Consider the following 14,646-nt stretch of genomic DNA (forward strand, 5'->3'; position numbering starts at 1 on the left):
TCAGGCAGTCGCCTTGTCGTCCTTCTTAAGACTTGCAGGCGGCCAGTTGTCGAGGCGCATGCCGAGGGACAGACCGCGGGAGGCCAGAACGTCCTTGATTTCAGTCAAGGATTTCTTGCCCAGGTTCGGAGTCTTCAACAGCTCTACTTCGGTACGCTGAATCAGGTCGCCGATGTAGTAGATGTTTTCCGCCTTAAGGCAGTTAGCCGAACGTACAGTCAGTTCCAGATCGTCAACCGGGCGAAGCAGGATCGGATCGATCTCGTCTTCCTGCTCGATTACCACTGGTTCGCTGTCACCTTTGAGGTCGACGAACGCAGCCAACTGCTGTTGCAGGATGGTTGCAGCACGGCGGATAGCCTCTTCAGGATCCAGAGTACCGTTGGTTTCCAGATCAATAACCAGCTTGTCCAGGTTAGTACGCTGCTCGACACGGGCGTTTTCCACCACGTATGCGATACGGCGAACCGGGCTGAACGAAGAGTCAAGCTGCAAGCGACCGATGCTGCGGCTTTCGTCTTCATCGCTCTGACGCGAGTCGGCCGGTTCATAACCACGACCACGAGCTACTACGAGCTTCATGTTCAGGGCGCCGTTAGACGCCAGGTTAGCGATTACGTGATCGGGATTAACGATCTCGACATCATGATCCAGCTGAATATCGGCAGCGGTAACCACCCCCGAACCCTTCTTCGACAAGGTCAGCGTAACTTCGTCACGGCCATGCAGCTTGATAGCCAGACCTTTAAGGTTCAACAGGATTTCAATTACGTCTTCCTGTACACCTTCGATGGCGCTGTACTCGTGGAGCACACCGTCAATCTCGGCCTCGACTACTGCGCAGCCGGGCATTGAGGACAACAGGATGCGGCGCAGCGCGTTGCCCAGGGTGTGGCCAAAACCACGCTCGAGAGGCTCGAGAGTGATCTTGGCGCGGGTTGGACTGACAACCTGCACATCAATGTGGCGGGGTGTCAGGAACTCATTTACCGAAATCTGCATGGATGCACCTATTTTCTAGCCCTTACTTGGAGTAGAGCTCGACAATCAGGCTTTCGTTGATGTCGGCGGACAGATCACTGCGAGCAGGAACGTTCTTGAAAACGCCCGACTTCTTCTCAGCGTCTACTTCTACCCACTCTACGCGGCCACGTTGAGCACACAGATCGAGAGCTTGGACAATGCGAAGTTGATTTTTTGCTTTCTCGCGAACAGCAACCACGTCACCAGCACGAACCTGGTAGGACGGAACGTTAACGGTTTGACCGTTTACGCTGATCGACTTGTGCGATACCAGCTGACGGGATTCGGCACGAGTCGAACCAAAGCCCATACGGTATACAACGTTGTCCAGACGGCATTCGAGCAGTTGCAACAGGTTTTCGCCAGTTGCGCCTTTCTTGCCAGCAGCTTCTTTGTAGTAGCCGCTGAATTGACGCTCGAGAACGCCGTAGATACGACGGACTTTCTGCTTTTCACGCAGTTGGGTGCCGTAGTCGGACTGGCGACCGCGGCGCTGGCCGTGGATACCAGGTGCTGCTTCAATGTTGCACTTCGATTCGATCGCGCGCACGCCGCTCTTCAGGAAGAGATCGGTGCCTTCGCGACGAGCGAGTTTGCATTTTGGACCAATGTAACGAGCCATTCTTTACAATCTCCTGGATTACACGCGGCGCTTCTTCGGCGGACGGCACCCGTTGTGCGGGATTGGCGTCACGTCGGTGATGCTGGCGATCTTGTAGCCACAGCCGTTCAAAGCGCGGACTGCAGATTCACGACCTGGACCTGGACCCTTGACGTTGACGTCGAGGTTTTTCAGGCCGTATTCCAGCGCAGCTTGACCAGCACGTTCAGCAGCTACTTGAGCAGCAAACGGGGTGGACTTGCGGGAACCGCGGAAACCCGAACCACCGGAGGTAGCCCAGGAAAGAGCGTTACCTTGACGGTCGGTGATGGTCACGATGGTGTTGTTAAAAGATGCATGGATGTGGGCGATGCCATCAACCACTGTCTTTTTAACTTTTTTACGAGGACGAGCAGCAGGTTTTGCCATGATTAAATTCCTGTCGATTCGCTGGGGCGATTACTTGCGGATCGGCTTACGCGGACCTTTACGGGTACGCGCGTTGGTCTTGGTACGCTGACCGCGTACTGGCAGACCACGACGATGACGCAGACCGCGATAGCAACCGAGGTCCATCAAGCGCTTGATTTTCATGTTGATTTCGCGACGCAGGTCACCTTCAGTGGTGAACTTCGCCACTTCGCCACGCAGCTGTTCAATTTGCTCGTCGCTCAGATCCTTGATCTTTGCTGCTGGGTTTACCCCAGTCTCTGCACAAATCTTCTGTGCAGTAGTGCGACCAACACCATAGATGTAGGTCAGCGAGATAACAGTATGCTTGTTATCTGGAATGTTAACGCCTGCAATACGGGCCATTCAGTGGGACTCCAATTGACAGCTACCTACGCCCCGGAAGCCAAGAAATAGGGCGCGAGATAATATCGCTGTAATAACAAATAATCAACCCGGTAGCGCACTAGCTACCGGGCTTGAAGCACAATCACACTCAGCCTTGGCGCTGTTTGTGACGCGGTTCCGCGCTGCAAATTACTCGAACAACACCTTCGCGGCGAATAATCTTGCAGTTACGGCACAGCTTTTTCACCGATGCACGAACTTTCATCACCAACTCCTCGAACCTTATGGGTACTCAGCGCAACATGCCGCTGCCGTAACCCTTCAGGTTGGCTTTCTTCATCAGGGATTCGTACTGGTGCGAAACGAGGTGCGATTGTACTTGGGACATGAAGTCCATCACAACCACGACCACGATCAGCAACGAGGTCCCGCCAAGGTAGAACGGTACGTTGGCTGCAACCACCAGGAACTGGGGCAACAGGCAGACGGCCGTCATGTAAAGAGCACCGAACATGGTCAAGCGAGTCAAAACGCCATCAATGTAGCGCGCAGACTGCTCACCTGGACGGATGCCCGGAATAAAGGCACCGGACTTCTTCAGGTTTTCCGCTACGTCTTTCGGATTGAACATCAACGCCGTATAGAAGAAGCAGAAGAAAATAATCCCTGCACTAAACAGCAGAATATTCAACGGCTGACCAGGAGCGATCGACTGCGAGATGTCTTGCAACCAGCCCATACCTTCAGACTGGCCGAACCAGGCACCCAACGAAGCCGGGAACAGCAAGATGCTGCTCGCGAAAATAGCCGGAATAACACCGGCCATGTTCACCTTCAACGGCAAGTGGCTGGTCTGCGCAGCAAAAACCTTGCGGCCCTGCTGACGCTTGGCGTAGTGAACAGCAATACGACGCTGGCCACGCTCAATGAACACCACGAAACCGATAATCGCTACTGCCAGCAAACCGATGGCAACCAGGGCGAAGATGTTGATATCACCCTGACGCGCAGACTCGAAAGACTGCCCGATCGCTCTCGGAAGACCGGCGACGATACCCGAAAAAATCAACATCGAGATACCGTTGCCAACACCACGCTCAGTAATCTGCTCACCCAGCCACATCATGAACATCGCACCAGCCACAAAAGTGGATACCGCGACGAAATGGAAGCCAAAGTCACCAGTGAACGCTACGCCCTGCCCCGCCAGACCAATGGACATGCCAATGGCCTGGACGAGAGCAAGGACGACAGTGCCGTAGCGGGTGTACTGGCTGATCTTGCGACGGCCAGCTTCACCTTCCTTCTTCAACTGCTCCAGCTGCGGGCTGACGGCGGTCATCAGCTGCATGATGATCGATGCCGAGATGTACGGCATGATCCCCAGTGCAAAGATGCTCATCCGCTCCAGCGCGCCGCCGGAAAACATGTTGAACAAGCTAAGAATGGTCCCCTCATTCTGTCGAAACAGGTCCGCGAGTCGGTCCGGGTTGATACCTGGAACCGGGATGTGTGCGCCTATTCGGTAGACGATAATCGCCAGGAACAGAAAACGCAGACGAGCCCAGAGTTCAGACATACCGCCTTTGCCGAGCGCAGAGAGAGCACCTTGCTTAGCCATTTATTCCTCGAACTTGCCGCCAGCTGCTTCGATAGCCGCACGCGCACCTTTGGTGGCGCCGATTCCCTTCCCGATGGTTACAGCGCGAGTCACTTCACCGGACAGCATGATTTTCACGCGCTGTACGTTGACGTTGATCACGTTGGCATCTTTCAAGGACTGCACGGTGACGATGTCGCCTTCCACTTTAGCCAGCTCGGACAGACGCACTTCTGCGCGGTCCATGGCTTTCAGGGAAACGAAACCGAACTTCGGCAGGCGACGATGCAGCGGCTGTTGACCGCCTTCAAAGCCTGGAGCAATGGTGCCACCGGAGCGGGAAGTCTGACCTTTGTGACCACGGCCACCAGTCTTACCCAAACCACTACCGATACCACGGCCCGGACGATGCTTTTCGCGACGGGAACCCGGCGCTGGACTCAGATCATTGAGTTTCATCGATTAACCCTCGACACGCAGCATGTAGTAAGCCTTGTTGATCATCCCGCGATTCTCGGGAGTATCCTGGACTTCTACAGTGTGACCGATGCGACGCAGACCCAGACCCTTAACGCACAGTTTGTGGTTAGGGATGCGGCCGGTCATGCTTTTGATCAGCGTAACTTTAACGGTAGCCATGATCAGAAGATCTCCTTGACACTTTTGCCACGCTTGGCAGCAATGGACTCAGGAGACTGCATTGCTTTCAAACCTTTGAAAGTGGCGTGAACCACGTTTACCGGGTTAGTCGAGCCGTAGCACTTGGCCAGAACGTTCTGAACGCCAGCAACTTCGAGAACGGCACGCATTGCGCCGCCAGCGATGATACCGGTACCTTCAGAAGCAGGCTGCATGTACACCTTCGAAGCGCCGTGAGCGGACTTCATTGCGTACTGCAGGGTGGTGCCGTTCAGATCAACCTGGATCATGTTGCGGCGAGCAGCTTCCATTGCCTTCTGGATCGCAGCAGGCACTTCACGCGACTTGCCACGGCCGAAGCCAACACGCCCTTTACCATCACCAACCACGGTCAACGCGGTGAAAGTGAAGATACGGCCGCCTTTAACGGTTTTGGCTACGCGGTTAACTTGAACCAGCTTCTCGATGTAGCCTTCGTCGCGCTTTTGGTCGTTATTTGACATAACTTAGAACTCCAGCCCAGCTTCACGAGCAGCATCAGCCAGCGCTTTAACGCGGCCGTGGTACTTGAAGCCAGAGCGGTCGAAAGCCACCTGCGAGACGCCAGCGGCCTTAGCACGCGTAGCGACCAGCTGGCCAACCTTAGTGGCCGCGTCGATGTTGCCAGTGGCGCCATCACGCAGTTCTTTATCCAAAGTCGAGGCGCTTGCCAGGACTTTGTTGCCGTCGGCCGAAATGACCTGGGCGTAGATGTGCTGCGAAGAGCGGAACACGCAGAGACGCACGACTTCGAGTTCGTGCATTTTCAGGCGTGCTTTGCGAGCGCGACGCAGTCGAGTAACTTTTTTGTCGGTCATTTGCTATGCCCTACTTCTTCTTGGCTTCTTTACGACGGACGACTTCGTCCGCGTAGCGCACACCTTTGCCTTTGTACGGCTCTGGTGGACGGAAGTCGCGGATCTCGGCGGCCACTTGACCTACCAGCTGCTTGTCGATGCCCTTGATCAGGATATCGGTCTGGCTAGGAGTCTCAGCGGTGATGCCTTCCGGCAGTTCGTAATCCACTGGGTGCGAGAAGCCAAGAGCCAGGTTCAGCACCTGACCTTTTGCTTGCGCCTTGTAACCAACACCGACCAGCTGGAGCTTGCGCTCGAAGCCTTGGCTTACGCCTTGGACCATGTTGTTTACCAACGCACGAGTGGTACCAGCCATTGCGCGAGTTTGTTGATCGCCATTGCGAGCAGCGAAACGCAGCTCACCAGCTTCTTCAACGATCTCAACGGACGAATGGATGTTCAGTTCGAGAGTGCCCTTGGCACCCTTCACCGAAAGCTGTTGGCCTGCGAATTTAACTTCGACACCGGCTGGCAGCTTAACGGGGTTCTTAGCGACGCGAGACATGCTTATCCCCCCTTAGAACACAGTGCAAAGAACTTCGCCGCCGACACCGGCAGCGCGCGCAGCACGATCAGTCATCACACCCTTGTTGGTGGAGACGATAGACACACCGAGACCGCCACGAACTTTCGGCAGATCTTCGACGGACTTGTACTGACGCAGGCCTGGACGGCTAACGCGCTTCACTTCTTCGATGACCGGACGGCCTTCGAAGTATTTCAGCTCGATAGACAGCAGTGGCTTGGTTTCGCTGCTGATCTGATAACCCGCGATGTAACCTTCGTCCTTCAGGACTTTGGCAACAGCTACCTTCAACGTGGAAGATGGCATGCTTACGACGGACTTTTCAGCCATCTGGGCATTACGGATTCGAGTTAGCATGTCCGCTAACGGGTCCTGCATACTCATGGGCTAGACGCTCCTAATACAGAAAAATTAGCCTTGCGGCTACTACGTGTCGCCGAGAATCTCCGGGCATAAAAACACGGGCTCAGGCGAGCCGGGTATTCTAGACACACCCCAGAAATGAATCAAGCCCCAAAAGGGGCTTGATCCAGATTCAAGGCCACCGGCGGTCAGGTTCTTTCAAACCCGAACGCCGAGACTTTGACAGTACTTACCAGCTGGCTTTAACCAGACCTGGTACGTCACCACGCATTGCCGCTTCACGCAGTTTGTTACGGCCGAGGCCGAACTTGCGGTAAACGCCGTGCGGACGACCAGTCAGGCGGCAGCGGTTACGCATGCGCGAAGCGCTAGCGTCACGTGGTTGCTTCTGCAGAGCAACTGTAGCTTCCCAACGCGCTTCTGGACTTGCGTTCAGATCAACGATGATTGCTTTCAGTGCTGCACGCTTTTTGGCGTACTTGGCAACGGTGAGCTGACGCTTCAGCTCACGGTTCTTCATGCTCTTCTTGGCCATTTTCCTACTCCAATCAGTTGCGGAACGGGAATTTGAAAGCACGCAGCAGAGCGCGGCCTTCGTCATCGTTCTTGGCAGTGGTGGTCAGGGTAATGTCCAGACCGCGGAGAGCATCGATCTTGTCGTAGTCGATTTCCGGGAAAATGATCTGCTCTTTCACGCCCATGCTGTAGTTGCCACGACCGTCGAAGGACTTGGCATTCAGACCGCGGAAGTCGCGGACCCGAGGCAGGGAGATCGACAGCAGACGATCCAGGAATTCGTACATACGCTCACGGCGCAGGGTCACTTTGACGCCGATCGGCCAACCTTCACGGACTTTAAAGCCAGCGATGGATTTGCGAGCGTAGGTCACAACGACTTTCTGGCCGGTGATCTTTTCCAGGTCAGCAACAGCGTGCTCGATGACTTTCTTGTCGCCGATCGCTTCGCCCAGACCCATGTTCAGGGTGATCTTGGTAACGCGCGGAACTTCCATCACGTTCGAAAGCTTAAGTTCTTCCTTAAGCTTTGGAGCGATTTCCTTCCGGTAAAGCTCTTTTAGTCGTGCCATGGTCTTCTACCTAGCAGTGTTCAAGCATCAACCGCTTTTTGGGTCGACTTGAAGACACGAATTTTCTTACCGTCTTCTACTTTGAAACCAACGCGGTCAGCCTTGTTGGTTTCGCCGTTGAAAATGGCGACGTTGGAAGCGTGCAGTGGCGCTTCTTTCTCGACGATACCGCCTTGTACGCCCGACATCGGGTTAGGCTTGGTATGACGCTTGACCAGGTTCAGACCACCAACAACCAGACGGTTGTCAGCAAGAACCTTCAGCACCTTACCGCGCTTACCTTTGTCTTTGCCGGCGATCACGATGATCTCGTCGTCACGACGAATCTTTTGCATGTCGGATCTCCTTACAGCACTTCTGGGGCGAGCGAGACGATCTTCATGAACTTCTCAGTACGAAGTTCACGGGTCACTGGCCCAAAGATACGGGTGCCGATCGGCTCTTGCTTGTTGTTCAGAAGAACAGCAGCGTTGCCATCAAAGCGGATAATGGAGCCATCAGCACGACGTACGCCGTGACGAGTGCGGACTACAACAGCAGTCATCACTTGGCCTTTTTTCACTTTACCGCGAGGAATTGCTTCCTTGACGGTAACCTTGATGATGTCACCGATACCAGCGTAACGACGATGGGAGCCACCCAGCACCTTGATGCACATAACGCGGCGAGCGCCGCTGTTATCGGCCACATCGAGCATGGATTGAGTCTGAATCATATAATTTCTCCGACCCCTAGTCCTTAGACTTCCACAGCGCGTTCGAGAATATCAACCAGCGCCCAAGACTTGGTCTTGGCCAAAGGACGAGTTTCACGAATAGTGACTTTGTCGCCGATGTGGCACTGATTGGTTTCGTCGTGCGCGTGCAGCTTAGTCGAACGCTTAACATATTTACCGTAGATCGGGTGCTTAACGCGACGCTCGATCAGAACGGTGATGGTTTTGTCCATCTTGTCGCTGACAACACGGCCAGTCAGCGTACGGACAGTCTTTTCGGCTTCAGCCATGATCACTTACCTGCCTGCTGGTTGAGCACAGTCTTCACGCGAGCGATGTCACGCTTAACTTGCGAGAGCAGATGAGACTGCCCCAACTGGCCAGTTGCTTTCTGCATACGCAGATTGAACTGGTCGCGCAGCAAGCCGAGCAGTTGCTCGTTCAGCTGCTGTGCGGATTTTTCACGAAGTTCATTCGCTTTCATCACATCACCGTCCGTTTAACAAAGGAGGTGGCGAGCGGCAGCTTTGCAGCAGCCAGGGCGAAAGCCTCACGCGCCAGCTCTTCAGAAACACCCTCGATTTCATACAGGACTTTGCCTGGCTGAATCTGGGCAACCCAGTATTCGACGTTACCCTTACCTTTACCCATCCGAACTTCGAGTGGCTTCTTGGAAATAGGCTTGTCCGGGAATACACGGATCCAGATCTTGCCGCCACGTTTTACGTGACGGGTCAGTGCACGACGCGCTGACTCGATCTGACGAGCGGTGAGACGACCACGAGCAACAGACTTCAGCGCGAACTCGCCGAAGCTGACTTTGCTACCGCGCAGTGCCAGACCACGGTTGTGGCCGGTCATCTGCTTGCGGAACTTCGTACGCTTTGGTTGCAACATTTGGCGTACCCCTTACTTAGCAGCTTTTTTACGAGGCGCTGGTGCTTGTGGCTTCAGCTCTTCTTGGCGACCACCAATTACTTCGCCTTTGAAGATCCAAACCTTTACACCGATCACACCGTAGGTGGTGTGAGCTTCGTAGTTGGCATAGTCGATGTCGGCACGCAGGGTGTGCAGTGGCACACGACCTTCGCGATACCATTCAGTACGTGCGATTTCAGCACCGCCGAGACGACCGCTCACTTGGATTTTGATGCCTTTGGCACCAATGCGCATGGCGTTCTGTACAGCGCGCTTCATGGCGCGGCGGAACATTACGCGACGCTCCAGCTGCTGAGCTACGCTCTGCGCAACCAGCATACCGTCGAGTTCCGGCTTGCGGATCTCTTCGATATTGATGTGCACAGGCACACCCATTTGCTTGGTCAGGTCCTGACGCAGTTTCTCAACATCTTCACCTTTCTTCCCGATAACGATACCTGGACGAGCGGTGTGGATGGTGATGCGTGCAGTTTGGGCCGGACGATGGATATCGATACGGCTTACGGACGCGCTTTTTAGTTTGTCTTGGAGATACTCACGCACATTCAGATCTGCGAGCAAATAGTCCGCATAAGTCCGACCGTCTGCGTACCAGACGGAGGTGTGCTCCTTGACGATTCCCAGGCGAATGCCAATGGGATGTACTTTCTGACCCATCTCTTCGACTCCGTTACTTGTCAGCAACCTTGACAGTGATATGGCAAGACCGCTTGACGATGCGATCAGCACGGCCTTTGGCACGCGGCATGATGCGCTTCAGCGAACGCCCTTCGTTGACGAAAACGGTGCTGACCTTCAGGTCATCAACGTCTGCGCCTTCGTTATGCTCGGCGTTGGCTACGGCCGACTCCAGCACTTTCTTCATGATCTCGGCGGCTTTCTTACTGCTGAAAGCCAACAGGTTGAGCGCTTCGCCCACCTTCTTCCCGCGGATCTGGTCGGCGACCAAGCGGGCTTTCTGGGCGGAGATTCGAGCGCCCGACAACTTAGCGGCTACTTCCATTTCCTAACCCCTTAACGCTTGGCTTTCTTGTCTGCCACGTGCCCGCGATAGGTGCGGGTACCGGCGAACTCGCCCAGTTTGTGGCCGACCATGTCTTCGTTCACGAGAACTGGGACGTGCTGACGACCGTTGTGTACAGCGATGGTCAGACCGACCATTTGTGGCAGGATCATCGAACGGCGCGACCAGGTTTTAACTGGTTTGCGATCGTTCTTTTCCGCCGCCACTTCGATCTTCTTCAATAGGTGAAGATCGATAAAAGGACCTTTTTTCAGAGAACGTGGCACTGTCGTATCCCTCTATTTACTTGCGACGACGGACGATCATTTTGTCGGTACGCTTATTACCACGAGTCTTCGCGCCCTTAGTCGGGAAGCCCCATGGCGATACCGGATGACGACCACCAGAGGTACGACCTTCACCACCACCATGTGGGTGGTCAACCGGGTTCATGGCAACACCACGAACGGTTGGGCGAACGCCACGCCAGCGTTTGGCACCAGCTTTACCCAGCGAACGCAGGCTGTGCTCGGAGTTCGAGACTTCGCCCAGGGTCGCACGGCATTCAGCCAGCACTTTACGCATCTCACCAGAACGCAGACGCAGGGTCACGTAAACGCCTTCACGGGCGATCAGCTGAGCCGAAGCACCAGCGGAACGAGCGATCTGTGCGCCTTTACCTGGCTTCAATTCGATGCCGTGTACGGTGCTACCAACTGGAATGTTACGCAGTTGCAGAGCGTTGCCCGGCTTGATCGGCGCCAGAGCACCTGCGATCAGCTGGTCGCCAGCACTCACGCCTTTAGGGGCGATGATGTAGCGGCGCTCGCCGTCTGCATAGCACAGCAGTGCGATGTGAGCAGTACGGTTTGGATCGTATTCAATACGCTCGACAGTGGCGACGATGCCATCTTTGTCGTTGCGACGAAAATCGACCATACGGTAATGCTGCTTATGACCACCACCGATGTGACGAGTGGTAATACGGCCATTGTTGTTACGACCACCAGACTTCGATTTCTTCTCGAGCAGCGGTGCGTGAGGAGCGCCTTTATGCAGCTCCTGGTTGACCACCTTGACCACAAAACGGCGGCCAGGGGAAGTCGGTTTGCATTTAACGATTGCCATGATGCACCCCTTCCTTACTCAGCACTGCTGCTGAAATCGAGATCTTGGCCTGGCTGAAGGGAGATAACTGCCTTCTTCCAGTCATTACGCTTGCCCAGACCGCGAGCAGTGCGCTTGCTCTTACCCAGAACATTCAGGGTAGTGACACGCTCTACTTTCACGCTGAACAGGCTTTCGACGGCCTTCTTGATTTCCAGCTTGGTTGCATCAGTAGCAACCTTGAAAACGAACTGACCTTTCTTGTCTGCCAGAACCGTAGCCTTCTCGGAAACGTGCGGGCCAAGCAGAACTTTAAATACGCGTTCCTGGTTCATCCCAGCAGCTCCTCGAATTTCTTCACGGCCGACACGGTGATCAACACCTTGTCGTATGCGATCAGACTAACTGGATCGGAACCTTGCACGTCACGTACATCTACGTGTGGCAGGTTGCGAGCAGCCAGGTACAGGTTCTGATCAACAGCGTCCGAAACGATCAGAACATCGGTCAGGCTCATGTTGCTCAGCTTGCCCAGCAGGTCTTTGGTTTTCGGCGTCTCAACGGCGAAATCCTGAACCACGACCAGACGATCAGTACGCACCAGCTCAGCAAGGATGGAACGCATTGCTGCGCGATACATCTTCTTGTTCAGCTTCTGGGAGTGATCTTGAGGACGAGCTGCGAAAGTGGTACCGCCGCCACGCCAGATTGGGCTACGGATAGTACCAGCACGAGCGCGGCCAGTACCTTTCTGACGCCACGGGCGCTTACCGCCACCACGAACGTCGGAACGGGTCTTTTGCTGCTTGCTACCTTGACGGCCGCCGGCCATGTAGGCCACGACTGCTTGGTGAACCAGCGTCTCGTTGAATTCGCCGCCAAATGTCAGTTCGGAAACTTCGATCGCTTGAGCGTCATTTACATTTAATTGCATGTCAGCTTCCCCTTAACCGCGAGCCTTGGCTGCTGGACGTACAACCACGTTGCCGCCAGTAGCGCCAGGAACAGCGCCCTTGACCAACAACAGATTGCGTTCAGCGTCCACGCGCACTACTTCGAGGGACTGCACGGTCACGCGCTCAGCGCCCATATGACCGGACATTTTTTTGCCCTTGAATACACGACCAGGAGTCTGGCACTGGCCGATAGAGCCTGGAACGCGGTGGGATACGGAGTTACCGTGGGTGTTATCTTGCCCGCGGAAATTCCAACGCTTGATCGTACCCTGGAAGCCTTTACCCTTGGACTGACCGGTCACATCAACCAGTTGACCAGCGGCAAAGATTTCAGCGTTGATCAGATCGCCGGCCTGGTATTCGCCATCTGCAAGGCGGAATTCCATTACGGTACGACCAGCGGCAACGTTCGCCTTGGCGAAGTGGCCAGCCTGAGCTGCTGTTACACGCGAAGCGCGACGCTCGCCGACAGTGACTTGCACTGCACGATAGCCATCGGTCTCTTCAGTTTTGAACTGGGTGACGCGATTCGGCTCGATCTCAATGACCGTGACCGGAATGGAGACACCTTCTTCGGTGAAAATACGGGTCATACCCGCTTTTCGACCGACTACACCAATAGTCATGTTGTAAACCTCATGAGTGTACGGGGCTTTCACCCGCTATGGCCGCCCATTTCAGAGCGTTACACGACTAAGACCGAGTCTTAGCCGAGGCTGATCTGCACTTCCACACCGGCCGCAAGATCGAGCTTCATAAGTGCATCAACGGTTTTATCCGTTGGCTGAACGATGTCCAGAACACGCTTATGAGTACGGATCTCGTACTGGTCACGCGCGTCTTTGTTGACGTGCGGGGAGACCAGAACGGTGAACCGCTCTTTACGGGTAGGCAGTGGAATTGGACCACGCACTTGAGCACCAGTACGTTTCGCGGTTTCCACGATTTCCTGGGTTGATTGGTCGATCAGGCGATGGTCGAAAGCCTTCAACCTGATACGGATTTGCTGATTTTGCATTGGATTTCAGACTCCGGCTGCTATTCCCACCGGGCGCAATACGCCCGTTAAAAGGAGGCGCAATTCTATAGACGCCCCAGATAGGTGTCAACCCAATAAAAAAGCCCCCGCTGAGCGGGGGCTTTTTCAAAGCATCGAAGCTATCTCAAAAAGAGATTACTCGATGATTTTAGCTACAACGCCAGCACCAACGGTACGGCCGCCTTCACGGATTGCGAAGCGCAGACCGTCTTCCATTGCGATGGTTTTGATCAGGGTAACAGTCATTTGAATGTTATCGCCTGGCATTACCATTTCAACGCCTTCTGGCAGCTCGCAGTTACCGGTCACGTCAGTAGTACGGAAGTAGAACTGTGGACGGTAGCCTTTGAAGAACGGAGTGTGACGACCGCCTTCTTCCTTGCTCAGAACGTAAACTTCTGCGGTGAACTTGGTGTGCGGCTTAACCGAACCTGGCTTAACCAGAACCTGGCCACGCTCAACGTCGTCACGCTTGGTGCCACGCAGCAGAACGCCGCAGTTCTCGCCAGCACGACCTTCGTCGAGCAGCTTACGGAACATCTCAACACCGGTGCAGGTAGTGGTGGTGGTGTCACGCAGACCAACGATTTCCAGTGCATCTTGAACGCGAACGATACCGCGCTCGATACGACCAGTTACAACAGTACCGCGACCGGAGATCGAGAATACGTCTTCGATTGGCATCAGGAACGGCTTGTCGATAGCACGCTCTGGCTCTGGGATGTAGCTGTCCAGAGTCTCTACCAGCTTCTTAACAGCGGTAGTGCCCATTTCGTTGTCGTCTTTGCCTTCCAGCGCCATACGAGCGGAACCGATGATGATCGGAGTGTCGTCGCCTGGGAAGTCGTAAGTGGACAGCAGGTCGCGAACTTCCATCTCAACCAGTTCCAGCAGCTCAGCGTCGTCTACCAGGTCAGCCTTGTTCAGGAAAACCACGATGTACGGAACGCCTACCTGACGGGACAGCAGGATGTGCTCACGGGTTTGTGGCATCGGACCATCAGCGGCCGAGCAAACCAGGATCGCGCCGTCCATCTGGGCAGCACCGGTGATCATGTTCTTCACGTAGTCAGCGTGACCTGGGCAGTCAACGTGAGCGTAGTGACGAATGTTCGAGTTGTACTCGACGTGCGCGGTGTTGATGGTGATACCGCGAGCTTTCTCTTCTGGAGCGCTGTCGATCTTGTCGAATTCAACGATTGCGGAACCGAAAACTTCGGAGCAAACGCGAGTCAGAGCAGCAGTCAGAGTGGTTTTACCGTGGTCAACGTGACCAATGGTGCCAACGTTGACGTGCGGTAGGGAACGATCAAATTTTTCTTTAGCCACGACAATTAACTCCTTGCCTAAAGG

28 protein-coding genes are annotated in these 14,646 nt (G+C 54.8%); all 28 read right to left on the reverse strand.

Features of this window, described 5'->3' with window-relative positions; translation table 11 throughout:
• Entirely contained in the window at positions 1–1,002 is a 1,002-nt protein-coding gene (locus tag ABTV22_RS26820; protein ID WP_007924176.1) for a DNA-directed RNA polymerase subunit alpha, read from the reverse strand.
• Between the two features lie 22 nt (positions 1,003–1,024).
• The gene (gene rpsD, locus ABTV22_RS26825; RefSeq protein WP_085718224.1) at positions 1,025–1,645 is read right to left on the reverse strand and encodes a 30S ribosomal protein S4; all 621 of its coding nucleotides are present in this window, start codon (positions 1,643–1,645) and stop codon (positions 1,025–1,027) included.
• Positions 1,646–1,663: 18 nt separating this feature from the next.
• Positions 1,664–2,053: a 30S ribosomal protein S11 gene (gene rpsK, locus ABTV22_RS26830; RefSeq protein ID WP_002555466.1), complete on the reverse strand. Its 390-nt coding sequence runs from the start codon at positions 2,051–2,053 to the stop codon at positions 1,664–1,666.
• Positions 2,054–2,083: 30 nt separating this feature from the next.
• Entirely contained in the window at positions 2,084–2,440 is a 357-nt protein-coding gene (rpsM, locus tag ABTV22_RS26835; RefSeq protein WP_009045849.1) for a 30S ribosomal protein S13, read from the reverse strand.
• A 130-nt stretch (positions 2,441–2,570) separates the two neighbouring features.
• Positions 2,571–2,687, reverse strand: a complete 117-nt coding sequence (gene rpmJ, locus ABTV22_RS26840) for a 50S ribosomal protein L36 (RefSeq protein ID WP_002555468.1) — start codon at positions 2,685–2,687, stop codon at positions 2,571–2,573.
• 27 nt (positions 2,688–2,714) lie between these two features.
• A complete protein-coding gene (gene secY, locus ABTV22_RS26845; protein WP_003228718.1) occupies positions 2,715–4,043 on the reverse strand; it encodes a preprotein translocase subunit SecY in 1,329 nt (442 codons plus the stop codon).
• On the reverse strand, positions 4,044–4,481 hold the full coding sequence (rplO, locus tag ABTV22_RS26850) for a 50S ribosomal protein L15 (protein WP_003228720.1): 438 nt from the start codon (positions 4,479–4,481) through the stop codon (positions 4,044–4,046).
• Between the two features lie 3 nt (positions 4,482–4,484).
• Positions 4,485–4,661: a 50S ribosomal protein L30 gene (rpmD, locus tag ABTV22_RS26855; protein ID WP_003176408.1), complete on the reverse strand. Its 177-nt coding sequence runs from the start codon at positions 4,659–4,661 to the stop codon at positions 4,485–4,487.
• Positions 4,662–4,663: 2 nt separating this feature from the next.
• Entirely contained in the window at positions 4,664–5,164 is a 501-nt protein-coding gene (gene rpsE, locus ABTV22_RS26860) for a 30S ribosomal protein S5 (RefSeq protein ID WP_003186035.1), read from the reverse strand.
• A 3-nt stretch (positions 5,165–5,167) separates the two neighbouring features.
• A complete protein-coding gene (gene rplR / locus ABTV22_RS26865) occupies positions 5,168–5,518 on the reverse strand; it encodes a 50S ribosomal protein L18 (RefSeq protein WP_003186037.1) in 351 nt (116 codons plus the stop codon).
• 10 nt (positions 5,519–5,528) lie between these two features.
• Entirely contained in the window at positions 5,529–6,062 is a 534-nt protein-coding gene (rplF, locus tag ABTV22_RS26870) for a 50S ribosomal protein L6 (RefSeq protein WP_003228722.1), read from the reverse strand.
• Positions 6,063–6,074: 12 nt separating this feature from the next.
• Positions 6,075–6,467: a 30S ribosomal protein S8 gene (gene rpsH, locus ABTV22_RS26875; RefSeq protein WP_003228724.1), complete on the reverse strand. Its 393-nt coding sequence runs from the start codon at positions 6,465–6,467 to the stop codon at positions 6,075–6,077.
• 208 nt (positions 6,468–6,675) lie between these two features.
• On the reverse strand, positions 6,676–6,981 hold the full coding sequence (rpsN, locus tag ABTV22_RS26880) for a 30S ribosomal protein S14 (RefSeq protein WP_027617689.1): 306 nt from the start codon (positions 6,979–6,981) through the stop codon (positions 6,676–6,678).
• Between the two features lie 13 nt (positions 6,982–6,994).
• Complete coding sequence (gene rplE, locus ABTV22_RS26885; RefSeq protein ID WP_192309352.1) at positions 6,995–7,534, reverse strand: 50S ribosomal protein L5; 540 nt, start codon at positions 7,532–7,534, stop codon at positions 6,995–6,997.
• Positions 7,535–7,554: 20 nt separating this feature from the next.
• Complete coding sequence (gene rplX, locus ABTV22_RS26890) at positions 7,555–7,869, reverse strand: 50S ribosomal protein L24 (RefSeq protein ID WP_003186046.1); 315 nt, start codon at positions 7,867–7,869, stop codon at positions 7,555–7,557.
• An 11-nt stretch (positions 7,870–7,880) separates the two neighbouring features.
• Positions 7,881–8,249 (reverse strand): 50S ribosomal protein L14, encoded by a 369-nt coding sequence (gene rplN, locus ABTV22_RS26895; protein ID WP_002555479.1) that lies wholly within the window; start codon positions 8,247–8,249, stop codon positions 7,881–7,883.
• Between the two features lie 23 nt (positions 8,250–8,272).
• Entirely contained in the window at positions 8,273–8,539 is a 267-nt protein-coding gene (rpsQ, locus tag ABTV22_RS26900) for a 30S ribosomal protein S17 (protein ID WP_003444370.1), read from the reverse strand.
• 2 nt (positions 8,540–8,541) lie between these two features.
• On the reverse strand, positions 8,542–8,733 hold the full coding sequence (rpmC, locus tag ABTV22_RS26905; protein WP_002555481.1) for a 50S ribosomal protein L29: 192 nt from the start codon (positions 8,731–8,733) through the stop codon (positions 8,542–8,544).
• Positions 8,733–9,146, reverse strand: coding sequence for a 50S ribosomal protein L16 (gene rplP, locus ABTV22_RS26910; RefSeq protein ID WP_003228729.1), 414 nt, complete (start codon positions 9,144–9,146; stop codon positions 8,733–8,735). The genes rpmC and rplP overlap by 1 nt, the downstream gene beginning before the upstream one ends.
• A 12-nt stretch (positions 9,147–9,158) precedes the next feature.
• Positions 9,159–9,845, reverse strand: a complete 687-nt coding sequence (gene rpsC, locus ABTV22_RS26915) for a 30S ribosomal protein S3 (protein WP_007970424.1) — start codon at positions 9,843–9,845, stop codon at positions 9,159–9,161.
• A 13-nt stretch (positions 9,846–9,858) separates the two neighbouring features.
• Positions 9,859–10,191 (reverse strand): 50S ribosomal protein L22, encoded by a 333-nt coding sequence (gene rplV, locus ABTV22_RS26920; protein WP_003103908.1) that lies wholly within the window; start codon positions 10,189–10,191, stop codon positions 9,859–9,861.
• A gap of 11 nt (positions 10,192–10,202) precedes the next feature.
• Positions 10,203–10,478: a 30S ribosomal protein S19 gene (rpsS, locus tag ABTV22_RS26925; protein ID WP_002555486.1), complete on the reverse strand. Its 276-nt coding sequence runs from the start codon at positions 10,476–10,478 to the stop codon at positions 10,203–10,205.
• Between the two features lie 16 nt (positions 10,479–10,494).
• Positions 10,495–11,319 (reverse strand): 50S ribosomal protein L2, encoded by an 825-nt coding sequence (gene rplB, locus ABTV22_RS26930; protein WP_016772943.1) that lies wholly within the window; start codon positions 11,317–11,319, stop codon positions 10,495–10,497.
• A 14-nt stretch (positions 11,320–11,333) separates the two neighbouring features.
• Complete coding sequence (rplW, locus tag ABTV22_RS26935; RefSeq protein ID WP_002555488.1) at positions 11,334–11,633, reverse strand: 50S ribosomal protein L23; 300 nt, start codon at positions 11,631–11,633, stop codon at positions 11,334–11,336.
• A complete protein-coding gene (gene rplD / locus ABTV22_RS26940) occupies positions 11,630–12,232 on the reverse strand; it encodes a 50S ribosomal protein L4 (RefSeq protein WP_433737373.1) in 603 nt (200 codons plus the stop codon). Before rplD ends, rplW begins: the two co-directional genes overlap by 4 nt.
• Before the next feature lie 12 nt (positions 12,233–12,244).
• The gene (gene rplC / locus ABTV22_RS26945) at positions 12,245–12,880 is read right to left on the reverse strand and encodes a 50S ribosomal protein L3 (protein ID WP_433737374.1); all 636 of its coding nucleotides are present in this window, start codon (positions 12,878–12,880) and stop codon (positions 12,245–12,247) included.
• An 80-nt stretch (positions 12,881–12,960) separates the two neighbouring features.
• The gene (rpsJ, locus tag ABTV22_RS26950) at positions 12,961–13,272 is read right to left on the reverse strand and encodes a 30S ribosomal protein S10 (RefSeq protein WP_003186070.1); all 312 of its coding nucleotides are present in this window, start codon (positions 13,270–13,272) and stop codon (positions 12,961–12,963) included.
• A gap of 156 nt (positions 13,273–13,428) precedes the next feature.
• On the reverse strand, positions 13,429–14,622 hold the full coding sequence (tuf, locus tag ABTV22_RS26955) for an elongation factor Tu (protein WP_433737375.1): 1,194 nt from the start codon (positions 14,620–14,622) through the stop codon (positions 13,429–13,431).
• Positions 14,623–14,646 lie beyond the last annotated feature (24 nt).

The organism is Pseudomonas putida (assembly GCF_050990305.1).
Taxonomy (GTDB): domain Bacteria; phylum Pseudomonadota; class Gammaproteobacteria; order Pseudomonadales; family Pseudomonadaceae; genus Aquipseudomonas; species Aquipseudomonas putida_AH.